General features: G+C 70.1%; 24 protein-coding genes and 1 pseudogene. 15 read left to right on the top strand and 10 right to left on the bottom strand.

The features are described 5' to 3' along the window. The first annotated feature begins 10 nt into the window (after positions 1-10). Together ABZ297_RS32160 and ABZ297_RS32155 are read left to right on the top strand one after the other, a co-directional pair. Positions 11-1,474, top strand: coding sequence for a M48 family metallopeptidase (locus ABZ297_RS32160; protein WP_355353965.1), 1,464 nt, complete (start codon positions 11-13; stop codon positions 1,472-1,474). Further along, positions 1,471-2,556, top strand: coding sequence for a glycosyltransferase family 4 protein (locus tag ABZ297_RS32155; RefSeq protein ID WP_355353962.1), 1,086 nt, complete (start codon positions 1,471-1,473; stop codon positions 2,554-2,556). Before ABZ297_RS32160 ends, ABZ297_RS32155 begins: the two co-directional genes overlap by 4 nt. Positions 2,557-2,594: 38 nt before the next feature. On the opposite strand, the gene ABZ297_RS32150 is transcribed toward ABZ297_RS32155, so the two are convergent. Genes ABZ297_RS32150 through ABZ297_RS32140 form a run of 3 tightly spaced genes read right to left on the bottom strand, consistent with a single transcriptional unit; the run spans position 2,595 to position 5,661 of the window. Then, positions 2,595-3,512, bottom strand: coding sequence for a carbohydrate ABC transporter permease (locus tag ABZ297_RS32150; RefSeq protein WP_355353959.1), 918 nt, complete (start codon positions 3,510-3,512; stop codon positions 2,595-2,597). Continuing rightward, on the bottom strand, positions 3,509-4,381 hold the full coding sequence (locus tag ABZ297_RS32145) for a sugar ABC transporter permease (RefSeq protein WP_355353956.1): 873 nt from the start codon (positions 4,379-4,381) through the stop codon (positions 3,509-3,511). Before ABZ297_RS32145 ends, ABZ297_RS32150 begins: the two co-directional genes overlap by 4 nt. Continuing rightward, positions 4,381-5,661, bottom strand: coding sequence for an ABC transporter substrate-binding protein (locus tag ABZ297_RS32140; protein WP_355353953.1), 1,281 nt, complete (start codon positions 5,659-5,661; stop codon positions 4,381-4,383). The genes ABZ297_RS32145 and ABZ297_RS32140 overlap by 1 nt, the downstream gene beginning before the upstream one ends. A 309-nt stretch (positions 5,662-5,970) precedes the next feature. On the opposite strand from ABZ297_RS32140, the gene ABZ297_RS32135 reads away from it, so the two are divergent. From ABZ297_RS32135 to ABZ297_RS32120, 4 genes are all read left to right on the top strand, one after another. After that, positions 5,971-6,747, top strand: a complete 777-nt coding sequence (locus ABZ297_RS32135; protein ID WP_355353950.1) for a DeoR/GlpR family DNA-binding transcription regulator — start codon at positions 5,971-5,973, stop codon at positions 6,745-6,747. A 216-nt stretch (positions 6,748-6,963) separates the two neighbouring features. Further along, the gene (locus tag ABZ297_RS32130) at positions 6,964-8,256 is read left to right on the top strand and encodes an extracellular solute-binding protein (protein WP_355353947.1); all 1,293 of its coding nucleotides are present in this window, start codon (positions 6,964-6,966) and stop codon (positions 8,254-8,256) included. Positions 8,257-8,383: 127 nt separating this feature from the next. Continuing rightward, a complete protein-coding gene (locus tag ABZ297_RS32125; protein ID WP_350806464.1) occupies positions 8,384-9,256 on the top strand; it encodes a sugar ABC transporter permease in 873 nt (290 codons plus the stop codon). Then, entirely contained in the window at positions 9,253-10,083 is an 831-nt protein-coding gene (locus ABZ297_RS32120; RefSeq protein ID WP_355353944.1) for a carbohydrate ABC transporter permease, read from the top strand. The genes ABZ297_RS32125 and ABZ297_RS32120 overlap by 4 nt, the downstream gene beginning before the upstream one ends. Before the next feature lie 81 nt (positions 10,084-10,164). Here ABZ297_RS32120 and ABZ297_RS32115 read toward each other — a convergent pair whose 3' ends face one another. Next, complete coding sequence (locus ABZ297_RS32115; RefSeq protein WP_355353942.1) at positions 10,165-10,443, bottom strand: hypothetical protein; 279 nt, start codon at positions 10,441-10,443, stop codon at positions 10,165-10,167. A 344-nt stretch (positions 10,444-10,787) separates the two neighbouring features. Then, positions 10,788-12,581, bottom strand: a complete 1,794-nt coding sequence (locus ABZ297_RS32110; RefSeq protein WP_355353939.1) for an AMP-dependent synthetase/ligase — start codon at positions 12,579-12,581, stop codon at positions 10,788-10,790. 125 nt (positions 12,582-12,706) lie between these two features. On the opposite strand from ABZ297_RS32110, the gene ABZ297_RS32105 reads away from it, so the two are divergent. The 7 genes from ABZ297_RS32105 (at position 12,707) to ABZ297_RS32075 (ending at position 18,429) form a co-directional block, all read left to right on the top strand. Further along, the gene (locus ABZ297_RS32105; RefSeq protein WP_355353936.1) at positions 12,707-13,474 is read left to right on the top strand and encodes a metallophosphoesterase; all 768 of its coding nucleotides are present in this window, start codon (positions 12,707-12,709) and stop codon (positions 13,472-13,474) included. A 138-nt stretch (positions 13,475-13,612) separates the two neighbouring features. Continuing rightward, positions 13,613-14,050 carry an SRPBCC family protein gene (locus tag ABZ297_RS32100; protein WP_355353933.1) on the top strand — a complete coding sequence of 146 codons (438 nt, stop codon included), beginning with the start codon at positions 13,613-13,615 and terminating at the stop codon, positions 14,048-14,050. A gap of 1 nt (position 14,051) precedes the next feature. Beyond that, the gene (locus ABZ297_RS32095) at positions 14,052-15,209 is read left to right on the top strand and encodes an ArsA family ATPase (protein WP_355353930.1); all 1,158 of its coding nucleotides are present in this window, start codon (positions 14,052-14,054) and stop codon (positions 15,207-15,209) included. Further along, a complete protein-coding gene (locus ABZ297_RS32090) occupies positions 15,202-15,600 on the top strand; it encodes a hypothetical protein (protein WP_355353927.1) in 399 nt (132 codons plus the stop codon). The genes ABZ297_RS32095 and ABZ297_RS32090 overlap by 8 nt, the downstream gene beginning before the upstream one ends. 14 nt (positions 15,601-15,614) lie before the next feature. Next, positions 15,615-16,547: an ROK family glucokinase gene (locus tag ABZ297_RS32085; protein ID WP_355353924.1), complete on the top strand. Its 933-nt coding sequence runs from the start codon at positions 15,615-15,617 to the stop codon at positions 16,545-16,547. An 83-nt stretch (positions 16,548-16,630) separates the two neighbouring features. Next, positions 16,631-17,278 carry an endonuclease/exonuclease/phosphatase family protein gene (locus ABZ297_RS32080; RefSeq protein WP_355353921.1) on the top strand — a complete coding sequence of 216 codons (648 nt, stop codon included), beginning with the start codon at positions 16,631-16,633 and terminating at the stop codon, positions 17,276-17,278. A 38-nt stretch (positions 17,279-17,316) separates the two neighbouring features. After that, on the top strand, positions 17,317-18,429 hold the full coding sequence (locus ABZ297_RS32075; protein ID WP_355353919.1) for a hypothetical protein: 1,113 nt from the start codon (positions 17,317-17,319) through the stop codon (positions 18,427-18,429). Positions 18,430-18,484: 55 nt separating this feature from the next. Here the strand turns inward: ABZ297_RS32075 and ABZ297_RS32070 are convergent, their stop codons facing one another. After that, positions 18,485-18,973, bottom strand: a complete 489-nt coding sequence (locus tag ABZ297_RS32070) for a hypothetical protein (RefSeq protein WP_355353917.1) — start codon at positions 18,971-18,973, stop codon at positions 18,485-18,487. Positions 18,974-19,019: 46 nt separating this feature from the next. Continuing rightward, positions 19,020-19,778: an alpha/beta fold hydrolase gene (locus ABZ297_RS32065; RefSeq protein WP_355353914.1), complete on the bottom strand. Its 759-nt coding sequence runs from the start codon at positions 19,776-19,778 to the stop codon at positions 19,020-19,022. Between the two features lie 147 nt (positions 19,779-19,925). On the opposite strand from ABZ297_RS32065, the gene ABZ297_RS32060 reads away from it, so the two are divergent. After that, the gene (locus ABZ297_RS32060) at positions 19,926-20,630 is read left to right on the top strand and encodes a lysophospholipid acyltransferase family protein (protein ID WP_355353912.1); all 705 of its coding nucleotides are present in this window, start codon (positions 19,926-19,928) and stop codon (positions 20,628-20,630) included. On the opposite strand, the gene ABZ297_RS32055 is transcribed toward ABZ297_RS32060, so the two are convergent. Beyond that, positions 20,631-21,086 carry a MarR family transcriptional regulator gene (locus ABZ297_RS32055; RefSeq protein WP_355353909.1) on the bottom strand — a complete coding sequence of 152 codons (456 nt, stop codon included), beginning with the start codon at positions 21,084-21,086 and terminating at the stop codon, positions 20,631-20,633. Between the two features lie 81 nt (positions 21,087-21,167). On the opposite strand from ABZ297_RS32055, the gene ABZ297_RS32050 reads away from it, so the two are divergent. Continuing rightward, positions 21,168-21,593, top strand: coding sequence for a DoxX family protein (locus ABZ297_RS32050; RefSeq protein ID WP_355353906.1), 426 nt, complete (start codon positions 21,168-21,170; stop codon positions 21,591-21,593). A 4-nt stretch (positions 21,594-21,597) separates the two neighbouring features. Here ABZ297_RS32050 and mmuM read toward each other — a convergent pair whose 3' ends face one another. Together mmuM and ABZ297_RS32040 are read right to left on the bottom strand one after the other, a co-directional pair. Then, the gene (gene mmuM, locus ABZ297_RS32045) at positions 21,598-22,464 is read right to left on the bottom strand and encodes a homocysteine S-methyltransferase (RefSeq protein ID WP_355353903.1); all 867 of its coding nucleotides are present in this window, start codon (positions 22,462-22,464) and stop codon (positions 21,598-21,600) included. A 406-nt stretch (positions 22,465-22,870) separates the two neighbouring features. After that, a pseudogene (locus ABZ297_RS32040) lies at positions 22,871-23,220 on the bottom strand (hypothetical protein); the annotation flags it as partial.

Here is a 23,220-nt window from a genome sequence, read left to right as displayed (position 1 = left end):
GGGGACGCAGATGGACGATCGTCAGGACATGAACGACATGCCCGACGCGGGCCCGCCCAGACCCGCCGCCCAAGGTCGGCAGGCCGCTTCAGCCGCCTCCGAACCGGGCGCGCCAGCCGACCCTGTCCCGGATCCCCCGGACGGCACCGAGTCCGGCGGCAGAGAGAGCAGCGGCAGAGGGAGCGGCGGGGGGCCGGGGGAGCCGGAGACGGAGGAGTGGCTGGACCGGCGGGCACGGCGGCAGGCCGGGGGCGCGTTGATGCTGCTCGGGGCCGCCATCCTGGCGGTGGCGGCGTTCAGCACACCCTGGCAGGTGCTGCCGCCCGGGGCGCCGGACGTCCCGCCCGACCCCGTGCGAGACTTCACCGCCGCGCAGATCGCCAGGGCCGACGCCTTCGACGCCGCCACCGCCATCCCCGGCTACCTTTCGCTGGCGCTCGCCGTCGTCTTCGCGGGCCTGCTCGTCGTCACCCCGTTCGGGGCCAGGGTGCTCGGCTGGCTGCGCGGCCCCTGGTGGCTGCGGGTGATCGAGGGCGTGCTGGTGCTGACCGCGATCAAGGAGGCCCTGCGGTGGCCGCTCGGCATGTGGTTCGAGACGCGGCTGCGCGCCTTCGGCCTGTCGACGCAGGACTGGGCCGGCTGGACGGCCGACAGGTTGAAGAACCTCGCCGTCAACGTGGTGCTGCTGTCGATCATGCTGGTGGTGCTGATCGCGCTGGCCCGCAGGTTCAGGCGGTGGTGGCTGCCGGCCGCCGTCGGCGCGTTCCTGTTCACGGTGGCCGCCTCGTTCGTCTACCCGGTGGTGTTCGAGCCGCTGTTCAACGACTTCCACGCCATGCCCGCCGGCCCCCTGAGGACGAACCTGCTCGCCATGGCCGAGCGCGACCACGTCCCGGTCGAGGACGTGCTGGTCGCCGACGCCTCCCGGCGCACGACCGCGCTCAACGCCTACGTGTCGGGCTTCGGCGCCACCCGCCGCATCGTCGTCTACGACACGCTGCTCAAGGCTCCCCAGCCCCAGGTGGAGCTGGTGGTGGCGCACGAACTCGGGCACGCCAAACGCGGCGACGTCCTGACCGGCACGCTGATCGGCGGGCTGGCCGCCGCGTTCGGCGCGGTCCTGCTGTACGTGGTGTTCGGCGCCGTACGCCGGCGCACCGGGGTCGTCTCGGTCGCCGACCCGCGGGCGGTGGGCGTCCTGATCGGCCTGATGGGCCTGGGCACCCTGCTGTCGGGCCCGGCCCAGAACGTCGTCAGCCGGCACATCGAGGCCCGAGCCGACGTGCACGCCCTCGACCTGACCCGCGACCCCGTCACCTTCGCCGCGATGCAGAAGCGGCTGGCCGTGACCAACATCTCGGACGTCTCTCCCAACCTCTTCGACTACGTGATGTACGCCTCGCACCCCACCGCTCCCGAGCGCATCGCCATCGCACGGTCCTGGGCACGGCTGAACGGCGTCGGCGAGCCGTGACCGGGGTGGTGTTCGTCACCAACGACTTCCCGCCCAGGCCCGGTGGCATCCAGTCGTTCGTGCACGGCCTGGCGCTGCGCACCCCCGGCGTGGCCGTCTACGCCCCTGCCTGGCGGGGGGCCGCCGAGTTCGACCGGCGCCAGCCGTACCGGATCGTCCGGCACCCCACCTCGCTCATGCTGCCCACGCCCGAGGTCGCGCGGACCGCGGCCAGGCTGGTCGCCGAGGAGGGCGCGCGGACGGTGGTGTTCGGCGCGGCGGCCCCCCTCGGCCTGCTCGCGCCGAAGCTGCGCGCGGCCGGGGCGCGGCGCGTGGTGATGCTGACCCACGGCCACGAGGCGTCGTGGGCGAGCGCCCCGCTGTTCCGCGCCGCGCTGCGCAGGATCGGCGAGCACGCGGACGTGGTCACCTACCTGGGCGACTACACCCGCACCCGGCTGGCCGCGGCGATCCCGCCCGGGAAGCTGGTACGGCTGGCGCCCGGCGTCGACACGGGTCAGTTCCATCCCGGCGCCGCCAGGGCCGAGCTGGGCCTGGACGGCAGGCCGGTCGTGGCGTGCGTGTCCAGGCTGGTGCCGCGCAAGGGCCAGGACCAGCTCATCAGGGCCTGGCCGCGGGTGCTGCGCGCGGTCCCCGGCGCGGTGCTGCTGATCGTGGGCGGCGGCCCGTACCGCAGGACGCTCGCCCGGCTCGCGCGGGGCCAGGAGTCGATCCGCTTCACCGGTACCGTCCCCGCGGCGAGCCTGCCGGGCTACTACGCCGCCGCCGACGTGTTCGCCATGCCGTGCCGCACCAGGCTGCGCGGCGTGGACGTCGAAGGGCTCGGGATCGTGTTCCTGGAGGCGTCCGCGACGGGCTTGCCGGTGGTGGCGGGGGCCTCGGGCGGCGCGCCCGAGGCCGTGCGGCAGGGCGAGACGGGCCTCGTGGTCGACGGCGCCGACGCGGACGAGATCGCCGCCGCCCTGATCGACCTGCTCCAGGACCCCGGCCGCGCCAGGAAGATGGGCGCGGCGGGCCGCGACTGGATCCACCGCGAGTGGACCTGGGACGAGGTCGCCGCCCGCTTCCGCGCCCTGCTCTGACCCGCGCAGCCCCCGCTCAGCCCCCGTTCAGCCCCCGTTCAGCCCTTCGTCGCGCCGAGCGTCAGCCCGGCGACGAACTGCTTGTGCAGCATCTGGAAGACGATCAGCGTCGGCAGCGCCACCAGCACGGACCCGGCCGCCAGCAGGTTGTAGTCGGTGAAGAACTGGCCACGCAGGTTGTTCAGCGCCGAGGTGACGGGCAGCTTGTCGCCCGACGACATCAGTACCAGCGCCCACAGGAAGTCGTTGTACATCCAGGTGAACTGCAGTGTGGACAGCGCCGCCAGCACCGGACGGCACAGCGGCAGCGTCAGCTGCCAGTACCGCCGCCACACGCCGGCCCCGTCCACCAGCGCCGCCTCGGTGATCTCCTCGGGGATCGTGCGCATGAAGTTGGCCATCACGAACACGCAGAACCCGAACTGGAAGGCCACGTGGATGAGGATCAACCCCAGGTAGGAGTCGTAGAGCGACTGCGAGTCCGACAGCCACGACGGCAGCGGGATCAGCGTGTACAGCGTGTAGAGCGGGGTGATCAGCGCCTGCGGCGGCAGCAGGTTGCCCGCGGTGAACATGATCAGCAGCACCTTGCGGCCGGGGATGCGCAGGCGGGCGATCGCGAACGCCGTGAACGAGGCGAGCATCAGGGTGACCAGCACGCCGGGCACCACGATGATCAGCGTGTTCAGGTAGTAGCGGGGCAGCTCCGCCTGGCTCCACGCCTGCCCGTAGTAGTCGAGCGTCAGGTGCTCGGGCAGCGAGAAGTAGCCGAGCCTGGCGGTCTCGTCGTACGGCCTGAGCGAGGCGTACACGGCCAGCGCGAGCGGTAGCAGCCAGCCCAGCGCCACCAGCGTGAGAAAGGCGTACAGCAGGACGCGCAGCGGGCGTACCGGGCGGCGCGGGGACTCGCGCCGCCGCTGGACGGGGTCGGTGGCGACGGGCGCGGTGAGCGTCATCGTTCCTCCCTGAAGAGCTGCGACAGGTACGTGACGATGAACCCGATCGAGATCACCAGCAGGATGACCGCGATCGCCGAGCCGAACCCGATCCTGCTCGCCTCGCCCACAATGTTCTCGGTGACCAGCACGGACAGCAGTTCCAGGCCGTTCCTGCCCTTGTTGATGGCGTAGACGATGTCGAACGCCCGCAGCGCCTCGATCACCGTGATGACCAGCACGATCACGTTGACCGGCCGCAGCGTCGGGAACACCACGCGGAAGAACGACTGGGCCTCGCTGGCCCCGTCGATGGCCGCCGCCTCCTTCAGCGCCGGGTCCACCGCCTTCAGCCCCGCCAGATAGATGATCATCACGTAGCCGACGTGCCGCCACGCGGCCGCGACCATGACCACCCAGATGTTGATCGACGGGTCGCCGAGCCAGTCGACGCTCAGCCCGGTCACCGCGTTCAGCACGCCGTAGTCGGAGGAGTACACGAGCTGCGCGATGAACCCCACCACGGCCAGCGACAGCACGACGGGCATGTACAGCGCGCTCTGGTACACCCGCGACAGCCGCAGCCGCCGGTCGAGCAGCACCGCGCAGAACAGCCCGAACGGGGTCGCGATCAGCCCGAGGAAGCCGAGCCAGAGCAGGTTGTTGCGGACCGCCGACCAGAACGGCGGGTACTCGCCGGCCAGGTCGGCGTAGTTCTGCCCGCCCACCCACCTGATCGGCCCGATGCCGTTCCAGTCGGTGCCGGACAGCGCGACAGAGGCCAGCGTGGGCCCCCAGATGAGGCCCACGTTGACGATGACGGCCACCCCCAGACCGATGACCAGGATGGTCACGTCGCGGCCGGAGTAGCGACGGGTCTTGACTGCCATCAGCGGAAGATGTTCGCCTTCTGCTTCTCGATGCTCGTCAGCAGCGAGTCGATCTCGGCGGGCTTGGCGACGAACGACTGCAGCGACGGGATCATCACCGTGGAGGCGAAGTCGGGCCGGGTGTCGCGGTCGAGGAACTGCGCGATGTGCGTGGCCTTGCTGACCAGCTCGGCGCCGCGTTTCTGCAGCGCGCTGTAGCCGCCGGTGTCGGCCTTGGAGCTGGCGGCCAGCGTGCCGGGGTCCAGCTTGGTGGCGACGTTCTGCGAGGACGCCTGCGCCAGGTGCTTGAGCAGCGCCTTCGCGCCGTCCACGTTCTTGGCCTTGGCCGAGATCATGTAGCCGTCGATGGGCGCGTCGATCGAGTCCGTGCCGAAGGTGGGGTTGATCTCGGGGAAGGTGAAGAAGTCGAGGTCGTCTCGCTCGTTCTCGGGGAACTGCTGGGCGACGAACATGCCGAGCAGGTACATGCCGGTCTTCTTCTGCTGGAGCGACTGCCCGGCCTCCTGCCAGGTACGGCCCAGCGCCGCGGGCTGGTGGTACTCCATCAGCCCGCGCCAGGTGTCGAAGACCTGCTTGACCCTGGGGTCGGTCCACGACTCCTTGCCCGCCATGAGCGAGATGTGGAAGTCGTAGCCGTTGGTCCGCATGTTCAGGATGTCGAACGTGCCCATCGCGGGCCAGCCGTCCTTGTCGGCGAAGGCGATTGGGATCAGCCCGTCGGCCTTCATCTTCTTGGCCAGGGCGGTGAACTCGTCCAGCGTCTTGGGCGGTTGGTAGCCCTTCTCCTGCCAGACGCTCTTGCGGTAGAAGACCGCCCACGGGTAGTAGGTGAACGGGACGAAGTACTGCTTGCCGTCGATGCCGGTGGACGCGGCCTTGAAGGCGGGCGTGTAGTCGCCGCTGATCTCCCGCCACACGTCCGAGACGTCGGTGGCCAGGCCCTGCTCGGCGAAGAACTGCATGCGGTAGCCCGCGAACCAGGTGAACACGTCGTCGGGCGTGCCCTTGAGGTAGCGGTTGATGTTCTCCTGGAACGTGTTGTGGTCCACGGTGTTGATCTTCACCTGGGCCTGGGTGAAGGCCTTGACCACGGTGTCGAGGGACTTCTTCGGGACCTCGTCGGAGGCGTTGGAGCCCAGCGTGACCGTCCCGAGGCCGCTGGACGAGCTGCCGGGTGCGGGCTTGTCCGAGCTGCACGCCGCTAAGACGGCGGGGACTCCGAACGCGGCCGCCGTCCCCAGGAGCAGGTTCCGGCGGGAGATGGGCTGGCGTGGGGTCATGGTGGTTCCTCCTTGACCGGACCCTCAGATTCCCCCGAGTTCGCTCACTTTCCTTCAAATGAAAAGCACGCATTTCGCCCTGTCAACGCACGCTTTCGCAACGGTGCCGCGAGCTCTCCGCGAAGCCTCTCAAGTAAAGAAGGTTTCTTACCAAAACGGGACCATGAACCGCCGTGATCATGCAAGACCCATCAGTGTCACGAATGCGTTTCGACATGTTTCCCCACGCTCGGACTTGAACTCCCGGCAGCACGTGTCATGATTCGAACCGAACGGGCATGTCGGAACCTGTTTGGGTCTGGTGATGCGATGCTCGCCCGGCAGCGGCAGCAGGCGATCCTGGAACTCGTCCGGCTCAACGGCGGCATCCGGGTCGTCGAGCTGGTACGCGCGTTCGGCGTCTCCGACATCACGATCCGCCGTGACCTGGAGACACTCGCCGAGCGCGGCCTGCTGGCCAAGGTGCACGGCGGCGCCACCGTTGTCGACCCCGCCGGCATCGGCTCCACCGACGAGCCCGGCTTCACCGCCAAGTCCGGCCACCAGCAGGAGGAGAAGCGGGCCATCGCGCGCCGCGCCGCGAGCATGGTTCGGCCCGGCACCGCCGTGGCCCTGTCGGCGGGCACCACGACCTGGACCCTCGCGCACCAGCTCGTGACCGTCCCCGGCCTGACCGTGGTGACCAACTCGGTGCGGATCGCCGACGTCTTCCAGCACGCGGGCCGGCCGGACCAGACGGTCGTCCTCACCGGGGGCGTCCGCACCCCGTCGGACGCGCTCGTCGGCCCGGTGGCGGTGGCCGCGATCCGGCTGCTCAACGTGGACGTGCTCTTCCTCGGCGTGCACGGGATGACTGCCAGGGCCGGGTTCACCACCCCCAACATGATGGAGGCGGAGACCGACCGCGCCCTGGTGGAGGCCGCCGGCAGGCTCGTCGTCCCGGCCGACCACACCAAGTGGGGGACGGTCGGGATCAGCACCATCGCCAGATTCGCCGAAGCGGACGTCGTCATCTCCGACTCGGGGCTCCCCGAGTCGGCCCGCCGGGCGCTGGCCGAGCACGTCGGCGAACTGGTCATCGCCTGACGAGCCCGTGCTCGGGCGGACCGGCCAGTGATCCTACCTTTGGGGTGCGCCGAGGTGTCGGTTGGTGGGTGATCGCCGGTGATGCCTTGACAATTGTGACTCAGGCCACATAGAAGTGATCCTACCTATCGCGGGCTGTGGCCGACATTGCTGGTACGCGTCGTGTCGCACCCCCGCAATGATCGGATGAGTCGGGTCCCCAGGAAGGGTGGCACGGTGAACAAGGTGTTCGCGGCGGGTGCGATGACACTCGCCGTCGCTCTGGGGCTGAGCGCCTGCTCCAGCACGTCCGGTGGAGGCCGGTCCGCGGCGCCCTCGTCGGCCTCCGGCAAGCAGAAGGTCTCCTTCCTGGTCTTCCCGTCGCCGAACCTGCCCGAGTCGTACTGGAAGGCCCAGGTCGCCCTGGTGACGAAGGCCGACCCGGACCTGGAGGTCGAGTTGGTCGCGGCGCCTTCGGAGTCGGAGCGCAACGACTACGCCAAGCAGCTCGCGGCCTCCGGCCAGCTTCCCGACGTGCAGATCGGCATGCAGGACCTGATCGCCCTGGAACCCAGCCTGGCGACCTGGACGGACGCGGAACTGAAGGACTTCCTCTGCCCCACCTGCGGCGCCGTCAACGGCAAGATCCTCCAGTTGCCGACCAACACGCAGACGATCCCGAACGTCTACTACAACAAGAAGCTCTTTCAGCAGGCCGGGATCGCCGAGCCGCCGAAGACCTACGCCGAGCTGCTGGCCGACGCCGAGAAGCTCAAGGCCAAGGGCGTCACCCCGTTCGTCAGCGGCGGCGTGTTCGTCACGTCCCAGCCCTGGACCGCCATCCTGGCCACCGACCTGTACGCCAAGACGCCCGACTGGATGACCAGACGCCGCAAGGGCGAGGTGAAGTTCGCGGGCGACCCGGCCATGAAGGCCGCCACCCAGAAGTTCGCCGACCTCGCCGCCAAGGGCTACATCGACAAGCGGCAGATCGGCCAGGACTACCCCAAGACCCAGGAGGCGTTCCTCGGCGGCAAGGGCGCGATGTACCCGATGGGCAGCTGGTTCGCCGCGGCGGCCGACCAGTCGCCCATGAAGGACGACATCGGCGTCTTCCCCTGGCCGAGCGACGACGGCAGCCTGCACATGCCGACCTTCACCGGTGGCGGCCTGTCCGTCAGCGCCACCGCCAAGAACATGGCGGCCGCCAAGAAGTTCGCGCTGGCCTTCCAGCTGACCAAGGAGAACCTGGACGCGTCGGTCAAGGCCGACGCGCTCTTCCCCGCCATCAAGGGCTACAGCCCGCCGTCCGACACGGGCCCGGTCTTCAAGGCCGTCTACGACCTGTGGCAGAAGGCGCTCAGCGAGAAGGCCACCGTCCCGGCCTTCAGCTGGGAGGCGGGCGACGTGGCGATGCTGCCCGGCATGCAGGGCAAGTTCTGGTCCACCGCCCAGGACCTGGTCAGCGGTGAGAAGACGGTCGACCAGGCGCTGTCGTTCCTCGACACCGAGTGGGAGAAGACCGGCTGACAGGGCAGGCGGCCCCGCCCCCGATACAGGAGGACTCTGGCTTTCGATGGCCGTTGACACCACCCGTCCTAGTCCCGGCCGCGCCGGAACGCCGGCGCGCGGGCGCCGGTCGGGCCCCAGGCGCCCCGTGGGGCCGGGACTGTGGCACTTCCTGACCTTCGCCGCGCCCGGCACCCTCATCTACCTCTGCCTGGTGCTGCTGCCCATCGCGCTGAGCTTCGGCTACAGCCTCACCAACCAGGCGCTGCTCAGGCCGCACACGCAGTTCGTCGGGCTGCGCAACTACCAACTGCTGCTCCAGGACGACACGTTCCTGCAGTCGTTGAAGGTCACCACGATCCTCTCGCTGATCGTGGTCGTCGTCCCGAACGTGCTCGGCGTGGCCATCGCCGTCCTGCTCGACCGCCGCGGCTGGCTCTACAACGCGCTGCGCAGCGTCTTCTTCACCCCGATGGTGATCAGTTCGGTGGTCATCAGCGTCATCTGGACGCGCATCCTGGCCGACGACGGCCCCGTCAACCAGGCGCTGCGGGCGCTCGGCGTGAGCGAGCCGCCCGGCTGGCTGTCGGACCCCGACATCGCGCTCTACTCGCTGTCGTCGATCGTCTGCTGGCAGATGCTCGGCTTCTGCGTCGTCGTCTACCTCGCCGGGCTCCAGGGCGTGCCGCAGGAACTGGCCGAGGCCGCGGCGATCGACGGCGCGGGGGCGGTGCGGCGCTTCTGGAACGTCACCTGGCCGCTGCTGGCCCCGGCGCTGACCATCAACACGGTGGTGTTGCTGATCTCCGCCTTCAAGATCTTCGACCACGTCAAGGTCATCACGAACGGCGGGCCCGGCACCGGCACCACGGCGAGCGTGGCGTTCGTCGTGCTCCAGGAGGGCTTCGTGGAGAACCGCACCGGCTACGCCTCGGCCGAGGCGGTCGTCATGCTGATCATCATCGCCGCGCTGTCGGTGGTCTCGCTGCGGATCCTGCAGCGCAGGGAGGTGCAACTGTGACCCGGCCGACCGTGCCCTGGCTGCGCCCGCTGGTCGCGCTGGCCGTCGGCGCGCTGTTCTTCATCCCGCTCTACATCGCGCTGATCAACGTCTTCAAGGAGAGCAGGCAGGTCGCGAGCGGCGCCATGTCCCTGCCGATCCCGCCCACCCTCGACAACCTGTCGCGTGTCCTGACCAGCCCCGACAGCCTGTTCTGGTCCTCCCTGCGCACCAGCGTGCTGGTCACCGGGCTGTCGATCATCATCCTGACGCTGCTGTCGGCCATGCTCGGCCACTACCTCGCCAGGCACTCCACCTGGTGGTCGAAGGCCGTCATGGTGCTGCTGCTGTGCGGGCTGATGATCCCGCCGCAGGTGATCCTGATCCCGATCACGCAGGTGCTGAAGGCCCTCGGGCTGATGTCGACGCTCCAGGGGCTGGTGCTGTTCAACGTCGGCTACTACGTCCCGTTCGGGGTCTTCGTCTTCTCCGGGTTCATGAAGGGTGTGCCCCGCGAGCTGGAGGAGGCCGCGGCCATCGACGGGGCCACCCGCTGGCAGACGTTCTGGCGCATCGTGTTCCCGCTGCTGCGGCCCGCCACGGCCAGCGTGCTGATCTTCCTCGGCGTGTGGATCTGGAACGACTTCCTCAACCCGCTGATCATCTACGGGCCGCGCGAGGGCACCACGATCATGACGGGCATCTACAAGTCGCTCGGGCAGTACGCGGCGGACTTCGGCGGGATGTTCGCGCTGATGTTCCTGGCCACGCTGCCCATCCTGCTCTTCTACCTGCTGTTGCAGAAACAGTTCGTCAAGGGCCTGACGGGCGGCGCGACCAAGGGCTGACGCGGCGGGAGGCCCTGCGTCCGGGCGCGGACGTGCGTCCGGCGTGGTGCGGACGCGCCGCACCACGCCGGAGGCGGGTTGCTAGTTGCAGTCGAACTTGCGCTGGATGGAGATGAGGATGTCCATCATGTCGGACTGAGTCCGCTGCATCGCCTTCATGCCCTCTTGCAGGGACCTCTGGCCCTTCTCCAGGTCGGTGACCTTGTCGTCCAGAGAGGCGACGTCGTTCTTGAGCATGGTGACGTCGTGCTGCAGGGAGGTGACCTTGCCGTCGAGGACCTTCACGCGGTCGCCCACGCCGTTGATCCGCTCGGTGAGCTGCTGGCCGAGTTCCATCTGATCGGCACGGATCTGAATCATCTCCTTCTCGATCGCAGTGGCGAACTTGACGCTTGCGTCGGCGAACTTGATGCCTGCGTCCTTGATGGTTAAGGTTCTCTCCCCTACCGTTGTCGGTAGGGACCGGGGATGTTAAGGATCTCCGGTCCCACTTCTTTGCCGCAGAGTAGCCGAGGGATTCTCACCGCGGTAGGCGTTTCTCGGTGCTGTTCTGGCTTATGGGGACCGGTGAATCCGCTGGTCAGGACATATCCGTACATGTCCGCACGCTGGGCGGCGGCGCTCTACTGAGGGGCGGTCGCGGCCGACAGGCGTTCGTACTGGGCGTCCGTCAGCTCGACCGACAGGGCGGCGCAGTCCGCGGGTCAGGCGGTCGGGTCGTAGAAGGCGTCCACGTCCTTGGCGAAGTCGCGCATGACGAGGTCGCGCTTGATCTTGAGGGTCGGGGTCAGGTGGCCGCTCTCCTCGGTGATGTCCGCGTCCAGGATCGTGAACTTCTTGATCTGCTCCGGCCGCGAGACCATCGCGTTGGCCCGGTCGACCGCGCCCTGCACCTCCGCCAGGATCCGCGGGTCCGTGCGCAGCTCCGCGAGCGTGGCCGAGGCCAGGCCGTTGGCCGGCTTCCAGTGTTCGAGGGCCTCGTGGTCCAGGGTGATCAGGGCGGCCACGAAGGGGCGGTTGTCGCCTACGACCATGGCCTGGGAGATCAGCGGGTGAGCCCGCAGGGAGTCCTCCATCGGGCCCGGGGCGACGTTCTTGCCCGCCGCCGTCACGAGGATCTCCTTCTTGCGGCCGGTGATGCGCAGGTAGCCGTCGGAGTCCAGCTCGCCGACGTCGCCCGTGTGGAACCACCCTTCGCCGTCGATCACGTCGGACGTGGCCTGGTCGTTGTTCCAGTAGCCGTCGAAGATGTGGCGGCCCTTGACCAGGATCTCGCCGTCGTCGCTGATGCGCACGGTCACGCCCGGCAGCGGCTTCCCGACCGTGCCGATCTTGTTGGCGCCGGGCATGTTGACCGTGGAGGGGGCCGAGGTCTCGGTCAGGCCGTAGCCCTCGAACACCTCGATGCCGACGCCCCTGAAGAAGTGGCCGAGTCGTTCGCCCAGCGCGGAGCCGCCGCAGATCGCGGCCGACAGCCTGCCGCCGGTGGCCGCGCGGAGCTTGCCGTACACCAGTCTGTCGAACAGCGCCCGCTGCAGCCGCAGGCCCAGGGGCGCGCCGCCGGAGCTCTCCGCCCTGCTCCACGCGACCGCCACGTCGACCGAGCGGGCGAAGATCTTGCCCTTGCCGCCCGCGATGGCCTTCTGCTCGGCGCCGTTGTAGACCTTCTCGAAGACGCGCGGGACGCCCAGCAGGAACGTCGGCCTGAAGTCCTGCAGGTCGGGAGCGACGTTCTTCATGTTTGGGGTGTGCGCGAGGATCGCTCCCGCCTCCACCAGCGCCACCTGGATCAGGCGGGCGAGGATGTGCGCGAGCGGCAGGAACAGCAGCGCCGCCGGCTCATCGGTGGCGAAGATCGACTCCATCGGCCCCGACACCGCGTTCCTGGCGGTGAACAGCAGGTTGTCATGGGTGATGCGGCAGCCCTTCGGCCTGCCGGTGGTGCCCGAGGTGTAGACGACCGTGGCCAGGTCGGCGGAGGTGACCCCGGTGCGGCGCTCCAGCACCACGGAGTCGTCGAGCCCGGAACCGTCGAGCGGGCCGTCGAGGGACAGGGCCGCCTCGACCCGCCAGAGCGACCTCAGCTCGGGCGCGGCCGCGCGGACCGTCTCCTCGTGCGTGTCGAGCTCGACGAAGGCCGCCTTCGCGCCGCTGTCGGACAGGATCCACCTGACCTGCTCGACTGAGGACGTCTCGTAGATCGGCACCGAGACCGCGCCGACGGACCAGATCGCGTAGTCGATCAGGGTCCACTCGTAGCGGGTGCGCGACATCAGCGCGACCCGGTCGCCGTGCTCGACGCCGGCCGCGATCAGCCCCTTGGCGAGCGCGACCACCTGGTCGCGGAACTCGCTCGCGGTGACGGCCGCCCAGCCCCCGCCCACCTTGCGCCGCAGGGCGACGGCGCCGGGCTCCTGCTCGCCCCGCCTGAAGACCGTGTCGGGCAGGCTCGCGGACGCAGGCACATCTACCAGCACGGGGACGCTGTACTCGCGCACGGATCAACTCCTCTTCTGGGACGGCCTGGACGCTACCGCGTTAAGTTACGCACCGGTAGGTTCGTCATTGATGCGTTATGAAGGGCTTTCGTCACGCTAGCAGCCACAGTCATAGGATTTCCCCCATGAAGGTCCATGTAGTCAGCGACGTCCACGGCAGGGCCGACGCGCTGGCCAGGGCCGGAGACGGCGCCGACGCGCTGATCTGCCTCGGCGACCTGATCCTCTTCATCGACTACGACGACCACGCGCGGGGCATCTTCCCCGACCTGTTCGGCGCGGAGAAGGCCGCCGAGTTCATCGCCCTGCGCACCGCCAAACGCTTCGACGAGGCCAGGGCCATGTCGGCCGCGCTGTGGGCCAGCCTCGACGGCGATCCGCGCGAGCACATCGAGCGGAACGTCCGCAAGCAGTACGCCGACCTGTTCGCGGCCATGCCCGCCCCCGCCTACCTCACCTACGGCAACGTGGACCTCCCGCGCCTGTGGCCCGACTACCTGCGCGAAGGCCACCGGGTGCTCGACGCGGAGACGGCGGAGATCGGCGGGCTGCGGTTCGGGTTCGTCGGCGGCGGCCTCAGGACCGACTACCGCACGCCGAACGAGATCAGCGACGAGGAGTACGCCGCCAAGGTGGAGGCGGTCGGCGAGGTGGACGTGCTCTGCTGCCACATCCCGCCCGCGGTGCCCGAGCTGCTCTACGACGTCGTCGCCAGGCGCTTCGAGCGTGGCAGCGAGGCCACCCTGGAGGCGATCAGGCGCACGCAGCCGCGTTACGCGCTGTTCGGCCACGTCCACCAGCCGCTCCACCAGCGCACCCGCATCGGACGGACCGAGTGCGTGAACGTCGGCCACTTCCGCGGAAAGGGCGTTCCGTTCGTCCTCGAATGGTGACCTGACCGAACGGCGGGCCGCGTTCGGCGGTCCTCCGCACGACTGCGGTCGCCCGCGTTCGGCGGTCCTCCGCACGACTGCGGTCGCCCGCGTTCGGCGGTCCTCCGCAAGGAGCGGTTTCTGCACTACGGTGGTCGCATGGCTGATCGCACCACTTCGAGCATCACCATCGACGCCGATCGCGCCGCCGTGATGGCGGTGATCGCCGACTTCGACTCCTACCCCGAATGGGCCGGTCAGGTGAAGAGCGCCGAGGTCGTCATCACCGACCCCGACGGCAGGCCGGAGGCGGTGCGGTTCGTCCTCGACGCCGGTGTGATCAGCGACACCTACACGCTCGGCTACACCTGGCAGGACGACCAGCGCGTCACCTGGCAGGTGAGCGAGCCGGGCCGGATGGTCTCCGAGCTCACGGGCAGTTACCGGCTCTCCGACACGGGAAGGGGCACCGAGGTGACGTACGAGTTGTCCGTCGACCTCAAGGTGCCGATGATCGGCATGATCAAGCGCAAGGCGGAGAAAGTGATCGTGGACACCGCGCTCAAGGGCCTCAAGAAGCGCGTCGAAGGGCGCTGAGTTGAACCCGCGGGTTCTGCTCTTCACGGGCAAGGGCGGCGTCGGCAAGACCACGGCGGCCGCGGCCACCGCCACGCTCGCGGCCAGGCGCGGCCTGAAGACCCTCGTCGTGTCCACCGACACCGCGCACTCGCTGGCCGACGCGCTCGGCGTCGAGCCCGGAGAGGTCGCGCCGGGTCTCCACCTGCACCAGGTCGACACCCAGAAGACGCTGGAGCGCCACTGGGGCGAGCTGCAGGAGTACGCCAAGGGGCTGCTCGCCGAGCTGGGCCTGGACGAGGTCACGTCCGAGGAGATCACCATCCTGCCCGGGGCCGAGGAGGTGATCGCGCTCCTGGAGCTGCGCGAGCACGCCCAGGCGGGAAGCTGGGACGTCATCGTCGTCGACTGCGCGCCGACCGCCGAGACGCTGCGGCTGCTCGCGCTGCCCGAGGCGCTCGACTGGCACATGACCAGGCTGATGCCCGTCGGCCGCAAGATCATGAAGCTGGTGTCGCCGTTCGTCAGGAGCGTCGCCAGGGTCACCGCGCCCGGCGAGGAGGTCATGAGCGCCGGCGAGCGCTTCCACCGCGGTCTGCTGGAGGTGCGCGAGCTGCTCACCGGCGAGCAGGCCTCGGTGCGGCTGGTGCTCACGCCGGAGTCCGTCGTGCTCGCCGAGGCCAGGCGCACGCTGACGTCGCTGAACCTGTACGGCTACCGCGTCGACGCCGTCATCGCCAACCGGGTCTTCCCCGGCGAGGGCGCCGACGAGTGGCGCGCCCAGTGGGTGGCGGCCCAGTCGAGGCTGCTGGCCGAGGCCGAGGAGTCGTTCGCGCCGCTGCCCGTCCACATCGTGCCGTACCTGCCCGCCGAGCCGGTGGGCAAAGACGCGCTGGCCGCCGTCGGCGAGGCGCTGTACGGCGACGCCGACCCGTTCGCCGCGCCCACGGTCGAGCCGCCGCTGCGGCTGTCGGCCGACGAGCTGACCCTCGACCTGCCCGGAGCCGACCGGAGCGACGTCGACCTGGCCCGCAAGGGCGACGAGCTGATCGTCACGGCCGGGCCGTACCGGCGGATCATCGCGCTGCCGGCGGCTCTCGCGCGCAGGAAGACCAACGGCGCGGTGCTCCGCGACGGCGTCCTCCGGGTACGGTTCAGCTCAGGAGGGCCAGATGACTGAGACGAATGACAAGGACCCGATCGGCACCGTCGCCGACGAGGCGCGCAAGCTGTTCGACGCGATCCAGGATCGCGCCACCCGCCAGGTCGGCAAGACCGTGATCAGCTCGTTCACGGGCGGCGGTGGCGGGCGCAAGGAGCGCGACGTCTGGGACGAGGCGGTGTCCGAGCCCGAGCACGACGAGTACATCTGCCGCGCCTGCCCGGTCTGCCGGGCCGTCGCGGCGCAGCGCGAGTCCGGCTCCGACGTGGCCGGGCACCTGGTGGCGGCGGGCGGCGAGCTGTTCGCCGCGGTCCGCGGCGCCTTCGACGCGCTGAGCAGACCACCCGCCCCCCGCAGGCAGCAGGACGATCGCGGCCGCGAGAATGTGGAACACATAGACCTCGGATAGGGGGATTCTGGGAGATGCTCACGATCGGTGTGGACATCGGCGGTACCAAGGTCGCCGCAGGTGTGGTCGACGACGAGGGCAAGATCGTCGAGCACACGCTCAAGCCCACGCCCGCCGATCGGCCCGACCTGGTCGCCGAGACGGTGGCGGAGGTCGTGCGCGAGCTCGCCAAGGGCAGGGAGGTCGAGGCCGTCGGCGTGGGCGCCGCCGGCTTCGTCGACGAGACCCGGTCGATCGTGCGCTTCGCTCCCAACCTCGCCTGGCGCGAGGAACCGCTGCAGAAGAAGATCGGCGAACTCGTCGGCCTGCCCGTGATCGTGGAGAACGACGCCAACGCGATGGCCTGGGGCGAGACCAGGTTCGGTGCCGGACGCGGGCAGACCCATGTCGTCTGCATCACGATAGGCACCGGCATCGGCGGCGGCCTGGTCTTCGACGGCTCCCTGTACAGGGGGCGGTGGGGGATGGGCGCCGAGCTCGGCCACATGCAGGTCGTGCCCGAGGGGCGGCTGTGCGGGTGCCGCCAGCGCGGCTGCTGGGAGCAGTACGCCAGCGGAAACGCCCTGGTGGCCGACGCCACAGAGATCGTCACCGCGCAGCCGGAACGGGCCGAGATCCTGCTCGGGCTGGCAGACGGCAAGATCGAGGGCGAGGAGGTGACCGAGGCCGCACGGCTGGGCGACGACGCCTCGCTCGCCGCGTTCTCCAACCTCGCCGACTGGCTCGGCCAGGGGATGGCCGACCTGGCCGCCATCCTCGACCCCAGCTGTTTCATCGTGGGCGGCGGCGTCTCGCGCGCGTCCGACCTCTTTCTCGACCAGGCCCGCGAGACGTTCGAGAGGTGCCTGACCGGGCGCGGGCACCGGCCCGTCGCCGAGGTGCGGCTGGCCGAGCTGGGTGCCTCCGCGGGCGTCGTGGGCGCCGGCGACCTGGCGAGGCGGCGCTGACCGAACAGGTCGGCCCCCGGCCCGGTGAGGCGGCGGCGACCGTCCGGATCGGCACCTACAACCTGCACGGCCTGCGTGACGACGTGCCCGCGCTGGTGCGCGTCGTCACCGCGATGCGTCCCGACGTGCTGTGCGTGCAGGAGGCGCCCCGGTTCGTCAACTGGCGTGCCAGGCGGCGCGCGCTGGCCGAGGCGTGCGGGCTGCGGGTGGCGGCCGGGGGCAGGCTCGGCGGGGTGGCCGTCCTGACCGGGCCGCGCGCCGAGGTGCTGCGTGCCGAGAGCCGGGTGCTGCGGGTCTTCGCCGGGCTGGAGGTGCGCGCGCTGGCGCTGGCCGTCGTCGAGGTCGACAGGGCGCGGCTGGCCGTCGGCTCGATCCACCTCGATCTGCACGCCGCCGCCAGGCTGCGCCACGTGACCGAGGTCCTGGCCTTCGCCGAGCGGACGGCCACGCGGGCGGGCGCGGCCCTGGTGATCGGCGGCGACGTCAACGAGCAGGCGGACCGGCCCGCCTGGCGTTACCTCACCGGCCGGCTGGCTGACTGCTACCAGGCCGCGCCGAAGGGCGACGGGCTCACCTTCTCCTCCACAAAGCCCCGCAGACGCATCGACGGCCTGTTCGCCGGCCCCGGCCCGCGCCTGCTGTCCTGCGGCGGCGTGGACGCCGCACAGGACGATCTGACCCGGGCGAGCGACCATCTCCCGGTCATCGCAGAGTTCCGAGTTGGCACCTAAAGGGAAGATCGGGGGCGCCGAGCCCGTAGCATTTGCTCATGACCCGTCGCTCTCAGCGGCGTGCGCTCTCCTTGATTCTGGCGACGTCCGTGGCCTTGCCGCAGGTCACGCCCGCCGCGCATGCCGATCCTCGCCCCGCCTCGATCGAGGCGTGGCAGCAGTCGACGAGCGTGCGCCTCGACGCCGATGGCTCACTCTCGGACGTTCTCGCGCTCTCCTCCGGCGACATCTGGGCCGTGGGCCAGCAGGAGATCTGGGACGTCTGGAAGAACCGCGGCACGATCCGCCACTGGAACGGAACGAGCTGGTCCGAGATCGCGATCCGCGACGCCACGGGCGCGGGCAGCCTGCGCGGCGTGGCCGCCGCCGGGCCGTCGGACGTGTGGGCGGTCGGCGACGGCCACGACGGCCTGCCGTACCTGGCGCACGGCGACACGGGCGGCTTCGACCGGGTCCGGGCGCAGGGGCTGCGGGCGGGCGACTGGCTCGGCGGCATCGACGCCAGGCCCGGCAGGGTCGTGGCCGTGGGCAGCCGCGAGCGCAAGGGGCTCATCGTGACCGGGCAGGGCGGCCAGTGGACCGTCCAGCGGCTCGACGAGAAGGGCGCGCTCTACGCGGTGTCCAGCGGCTTCGCCGTCGGCGACACCGGCACCGCTCCGCTCGTCATGCACTACTCGGGCACCTCGTGGAAGGCCATGGAGCTGCCCGACATCCCGGGCGGCTACCTGCGCGACGTGCAGGTCGACAGCGCCAAGCGGGCGATGGCGGTCGGCGGCGTCTACCACGGCCCGGGGCAGGTGGAGCCGCTCGTCCTGACGTGGAACGGCAAGAGCTGGAAGCGCCAGAAGCTGCCCGCCACAGACGCGCGCCTGTACGGCGTGACCGGCGACGGCAAGGGCCGCTACTGGATCTCCGGCTACGACCCGGCCCGCGCGGCCGAGCCGTACATGCTGCGGTGCGAGAAGGACGACTGCGAGATCATCAGGGGCGGCGCGGCGCGAGGCAGGAACAGCGTGCGGCTGCAGGCCGTCGCCTACCTCGCGGGCAAGGGCGCGGTGTGGGCGGTCGGGCACGCGATCGACGCGGCCGACCGCTACACGGACGTGGTCGAGTCCTTCGGGCCGAAGGCCGGGCAGCCGCGCGACTCCTAGAGCACTCTCAGAGCACAGTCAGAGCGCAGTCAGAGAGCGCGGTCAGAGAGCAGGGTCAGAGCACGGCCCCGTCGTCCCAGCCCGAGTCGTTGGGCGGGCCGTCGCCCATGCGCACGACCAACGCCACGAACCCGCCGATGAACGCCGCCACGGCGGCGAACAGCGCCCACCCCTCCATCTGCCAGCTGGCCATCGCCGCGACCAGCAGGTAGGCGGGGCCGCCGAACAGCGCCACCCAGGCGAGCTTGGTCGGCAGGTCGAGCTTGGGGAGCGGGGGTGGCGGGGGCGGTTCGAAGTGCCCTTCGTCGTCATCCGGCTCCCTGTCGTTGAGGGGGTCGTCGAAGGGGTCGGCCAACGGGTCGGCCAAGGGGGCGGGCAGGCGCTCGGAATCTTCCTCGGGAGGGCGAACCACCCGGCGGGTGGGCTCGGGCGAGACGTTCTCGCTGTCGGGCCATGGCTGATCAGCCGAGTCGCGCTCGGCCGTGTCGTTGAAGGACGCGACGATCTGCCGCCAGACCTCGTCCTCGTCACTCTGGGGCGTCACCTAGATGGGCCTCTCCGCAGCGATCGCGACTTCCCCCTGGGTGCGATCAGTCCCTCTGCAAGGGTACCGAGGCATGAGTCCGGATGAAGTCGAGGCTCCCTGCAAAGATCCTGTCGGCATCGTTGTCCAGCGTCGCAACATGGTAGCTATCAGCGAGTTCCTCGATCGTGGCATGGGGGACCTTCTGACGGATGATCTGCACGCTTGCCGGTTTCACCACGTGGTCGTCCGTGCTGTGGAAGACCAGCAGCGGCTGGACGAGCCTGCCCAGGTCGGCCTGCACGAGCGACCACAGCCCCGGCAGTGAGGCGGCCGCCTTCACCGGGGTGCGGTCGTAGGCGAGCTCGGTCACGCCCGGCTTCTTCACGTCGTTCGCCACGCCGGGCACCGACGGCAGGAACCACTTGAGCACCGGGGCCAGCCGCATCAGCGGCACGTCGTTCGCGATCGACGGGTTGACCAGCACCGCGCCCCTGATCGCCGGGCCGTGCACCTCGGCCAGCCGCAGCGCCAGGCAGCCGCCCAGCGACAGCCCCGCCACGAACACGTCCGTGCAGCGGCCCTGGAGGTCCTCGAACGCCTTCTCCACCTCGGCGTACCAGTCCTCCCAGCGGGTGCGGTTCATCTCCTGCCAGGTGGTGCCGTGGCCGGGCTGACGGGGCAGCGAGACGGTCACGTCGTGCGCGGCCAGATACTCGCCCCAGGGCCGCAGCGACTGCGGTGTGCCCGTGAAACCATGGCACAGCAGCACGCCGACCTGGCCTGCGTCGTGGTGATAGGGCTCTGCGCCTGGCATGAGCGGCATAACAGCTCCTCCGTGGAATTTCATCCCGGAACTGCCCGATCGTCGCACGGTTCAGGGTGATTGTGCGAGCGCTGATGTATGAGCATGGGAATCGGGATGCGAAGATGACTCTGCTTGCGGACACAGTTCTCGGGAAGAGGTGGCTGGGTGTTCTACTGGGTGGTCAAGGCCATCTTGGGGCCTTTCCTCCACATCGTCTTCCGGCCATGGGCGGAAGGCACCGAGAACGTGCCCAGGCAGGGGCCGGTCATCCTGGCCGGTAACCACCTGTCGTTCGCCGACCACTTCTTCGGCCCGCTCCACCTGCGCCGCAAGGTCATCTCGCTCGGCAAGTCCGACTACTTCACCGGGCGCGGGATCAAGGGCTTCTTCACCCGCCTGTTCTTCAGCGGCGTCGGCACCGTGCCCATCGACCGCTCGGGCGGCAAGGCCAGCGAGGCGGCCCTGCGCACGGGCCTGCGTGTGCTGCGTGAGGGCAACATCCTGGGTATCTACCCCGAGGGCACCCGCTCACCCGACGGGCGGCTCTACAAGGGCAAGACCGGCGTCGCCAGGCTGGCCCTGGAGTCGCGGGCGCCGGTGATCCCGTGGGCCATGGTCGACACCTTCGAGATGATGCCGCCCGGCCATCCCCTTCCCAAGCTCGGCATCCGGCCCGGCGTCCGGTTCGGCAAGCCGCTCGACTTCTCCCGCTACTACGGCATGGAGGACGACCGGCTGGTGCTGCGGGCCGTCACCGACGAGATCATGTACGCGCTGATGGAGCTGTCGGGCCAGGAGTACGTCGACAAGTACGCCGCCAGCGCCAAGGTCGAGATGGAGCGCGCCGCCCGCGCCGCCGCGAAGGCCTGATCACCGCCGCAGGGCCTGCTCCGTCCGGCGCATGGCGGTGGTCATCGTCTCCAGCTCGTCGCGGGTGAGCCGGTCGACCAGGTAGGCGCGCACGACCTCGAGGTGGCCGGGAGCCACCCGTTCCAGGCAGCGCATCCCGTCGTCGGTGAGGACGGCCAGCACGCCGCGCTCGTCCGATGGGCAGGTGGCGCGTTCCACCAGGCCCGCCTTCTCCAGCTGGGTGATCTGGTACGTCAGCGCGCTCTTGGACACCACCACGCCCTTGGCCAGCTCCGTCATGCGCATCTGGCGGCCGGGGGCGTCGGCGAGCCGCACCAGGATCTCGTACTGCGGATGGGTCAGCCCCGCCGCGGCCTTGAGCTGCTCCTCGATGCGCCGTTCGAGGAGGTGGGAGGTGGACAGGAAGGCGCGCCAGGCCGCCATCTCCGTCGCGTCGAGCCACCGGGTCTGCGTCACCGGCCCAGTGTACTGGTTGTTCAGATTTGAACATCAGGGCTAGAGTGACGGTTCAAATCTGAACAACTTGAAGGAGTTCACATGCTCGACCAGGCCCGATCCGTCGCACTCCTCGTCGCCCGGGTGGCCGTCGGCGTTGTCTTCCTCGTGCACGGCTACCAGAAGTTCGCGACGATGGGGATCGCGGGCACCACCAAGATGTTCGAGTCGATCGGCGTTCCGATGGCGGGCGTCGCGGCCCCCGCAGTCGCGGTCCTGGAGGTGGCCGGCGGGCTGGCGCTGATCCTCGGCGCCGCCCTGCCGATCGCCGGCGTCCTGCTGGCGGTGGACATGCTGGGCGCCATCCTGTTCGCGCACGGCGCGAACGGGTTCGGCGCCGACAAGGGCGGCTACGAGTTCGTCCTGACGCTCGCGGCGGCGTCGCTGGCCATCGGCTTCACCGGGGGCGGCGCGCTGGCGCTCGACAGCCTGTGGAGCCGCCGCCGCCCGGTCGTGTCCGTCGCCTGACGGCTCAGGACAGGTGCGCGTGCACCTGCCTGATGTGCTCGGGAGTGGTACGGCAGCAGCCGCCGATCATGGACGCGCCCGCCTCCTGCCACTCCTTGGCCGCCTGGCCGTACTCCACCGGGTCGGCCAGGCCGAGCCAGCGGCGGTTCTCCGCGTCCCAGCTCTCGCCCGAGTTCGGGTAGACGACGACCGGCAGGCCGCCCGCCAGCCGCGCGATCAGGCCGGGGATGTGCCGCGGCGCGGTGCAGTTGACGCCGACCGCCACCACCTGCGGGTTGCCCGTGAAAAGGGCCGCCGCCTGGGCGATCGGGGTGCCGTCGTTCAGCCGCTCGGCGTCGCGGCAGGAGAAGCTCACCCACGCCTTGACCGACGGGGTCTCGGCGATCAGGCGGGCCAGCGCCCGTGCCTCCGGATACGACGGGATGGTCTCGCAGGCCAGCAGGTCGGCCCCGGCCGAGCCGAGGATCTCCCAGCGGGGGCGGTGCCAGTCGAGCAGGGCGTCCTCGTCGAGGTCGTAGTCGCCGGTGTACTCGGCGCCGTTCGCCAGGAACGCGCCGTACGGGCCGACGGAGGCGGCCACCAGGCCGCCGCCCGCCTCGTCGCGGGCCTGCGCCGCCAGCTCGACCGAGAGCCTGATCAGCCGCTCGGCGCCGGCCACGTCGAGCCCTCTGGTCGCGAACCCCTGGATCGTGGCCTGGTAGCTGGCGGTGGTGGCCACGGTCGCCCCGGCGGCGAAGTAGTCGGCGTGGACGCGCCGGATCAGGGCCGGGTCTTCCAGCAGCAGCCGGGCGGACCACAACTCGTCGCTCAGGTCGGCGCCGAGCGTCTCGAGATGGGTGGACAGGCCGCCGTCCAGGACGATTGTGCTCACCCATCCAGCTTATGGGCCCGCCGTGCCGCCCCGGACCCGCCGCCCGCGTGTGTCCGGGGTGAATTACCGGATTACCTTTCCCGTATGGCACGGAACGGCATTATCGGCGCGGGTCGAATATCGGTCGCGTAAAGCGCCGAGCGACTCTGATCGCTCTCCCTTTGCGCTGCGTGCACGGGCGGTCGCGGGACGATGGCGCGTGTCCGCGCGGTGCGAACACGCCGTTCCGATACGCGGTGTTCACCATGGGTGCCTGAGAGTGAAAGAGGCGGCCAATACGTGAGCGGCCGTGACGGAAACGCGCCGTGAAATCCGGACAGATGGCTATTCGTATTTCTGGCCGACGCCGTTCACCGGGCTCCCGCCGCCGAGATCCGGCGGCAGGAGCCCGGAAGGTGGCGCAGGGTCAGGTGCGCTTCCAGAACGGGCGGCGGGCCTCCGCGGGTGCGCTCGCGGTTCCCGTCAGTGCGGTGAGGACCTCGATGGCGCGCAGCCGCAGCGCCTCCGCGTCCGCGCCCGGCTGCTCGACCGCCTCCAGCTCGCGGGCCAGGGCGGAGAGCTCCGCGTGGCCGCCCAGGAAGGCCGACAGGGCCGACAGGCGGGAGCCGAGGTCGGCCAGGTAGAGCGGGTCGGGAGCGCGCAGCGCACGCAGACGGTCGAGCACGGACATCGCCTGGCACGACGGCGAGCACCTGCTCGTCCTGTCGAACAACAAGGCGAGCCAGTCGGTGAAGGAGGTCAACGTCGGCGACGGCA

This window comes from Nonomuraea sp. NPDC005983 (assembly GCF_040614375.1).
In the GTDB taxonomy this organism is placed as follows: domain Bacteria; phylum Actinomycetota; class Actinomycetes; order Streptosporangiales; family Streptosporangiaceae; genus Nonomuraea.
The sequence above is the reverse complement of the archived record's forward strand: the minus strand, read 5'-3'. Positions and strand labels throughout refer to the sequence as shown.

What these genes read in the sequence shown, in the direction of transcription:
- ABZ297_RS32160 (WP_355353965.1), top strand. Translation starts at nt 11, where the DNA reads ATGGACGATCGTCAGGACATGAACGACATGCCCGACGCGGGCCCGCCC.
- ABZ297_RS32150 (WP_355353959.1), bottom strand. Translation starts at nt 3,512, where the DNA reads ATGACGCTCACCGCGCCCGTCGCCACCGACCCCGTCCAGCGGCGGCGC.
- ABZ297_RS32145 (WP_355353956.1), bottom strand. Translation starts at nt 4,381, where the DNA reads ATGGCAGTCAAGACCCGTCGCTACTCCGGCCGCGACGTGACCATCCTG.
- ABZ297_RS32140 (WP_355353953.1), bottom strand. Translation starts at nt 5,661, where the DNA reads ATGACCCCACGCCAGCCCATCTCCCGCCGGAACCTGCTCCTGGGGACG.
- ABZ297_RS32135 (WP_355353950.1), top strand. Translation starts at nt 5,971, where the DNA reads ATGCTCGCCCGGCAGCGGCAGCAGGCGATCCTGGAACTCGTCCGGCTC.
- ABZ297_RS32115 (WP_355353942.1), bottom strand. Translation starts at nt 10,443, where the DNA reads ATGATTCAGATCCGTGCCGATCAGATGGAACTCGGCCAGCAGCTCACC.
- ABZ297_RS32105 (WP_355353936.1), top strand. Translation starts at nt 12,707, where the DNA reads ATGAAGGTCCATGTAGTCAGCGACGTCCACGGCAGGGCCGACGCGCTG.
- ABZ297_RS32100 (WP_355353933.1), top strand. Translation starts at nt 13,613, where the DNA reads ATGGCTGATCGCACCACTTCGAGCATCACCATCGACGCCGATCGCGCC.
- ABZ297_RS32090 (WP_355353927.1), top strand. Translation starts at nt 15,202, where the DNA reads ATGACTGAGACGAATGACAAGGACCCGATCGGCACCGTCGCCGACGAG.
- ABZ297_RS32085 (WP_355353924.1), top strand. Translation starts at nt 15,615, where the DNA reads ATGCTCACGATCGGTGTGGACATCGGCGGTACCAAGGTCGCCGCAGGT.
- ABZ297_RS32075 (WP_355353919.1), top strand. Translation starts at nt 17,317, where the DNA reads ATGACCCGTCGCTCTCAGCGGCGTGCGCTCTCCTTGATTCTGGCGACG.
- ABZ297_RS32065 (WP_355353914.1), bottom strand. Translation starts at nt 19,778, where the DNA reads ATGCCGCTCATGCCAGGCGCAGAGCCCTATCACCACGACGCAGGCCAG.
- ABZ297_RS32050 (WP_355353906.1), top strand. Translation starts at nt 21,168, where the DNA reads ATGCTCGACCAGGCCCGATCCGTCGCACTCCTCGTCGCCCGGGTGGCC.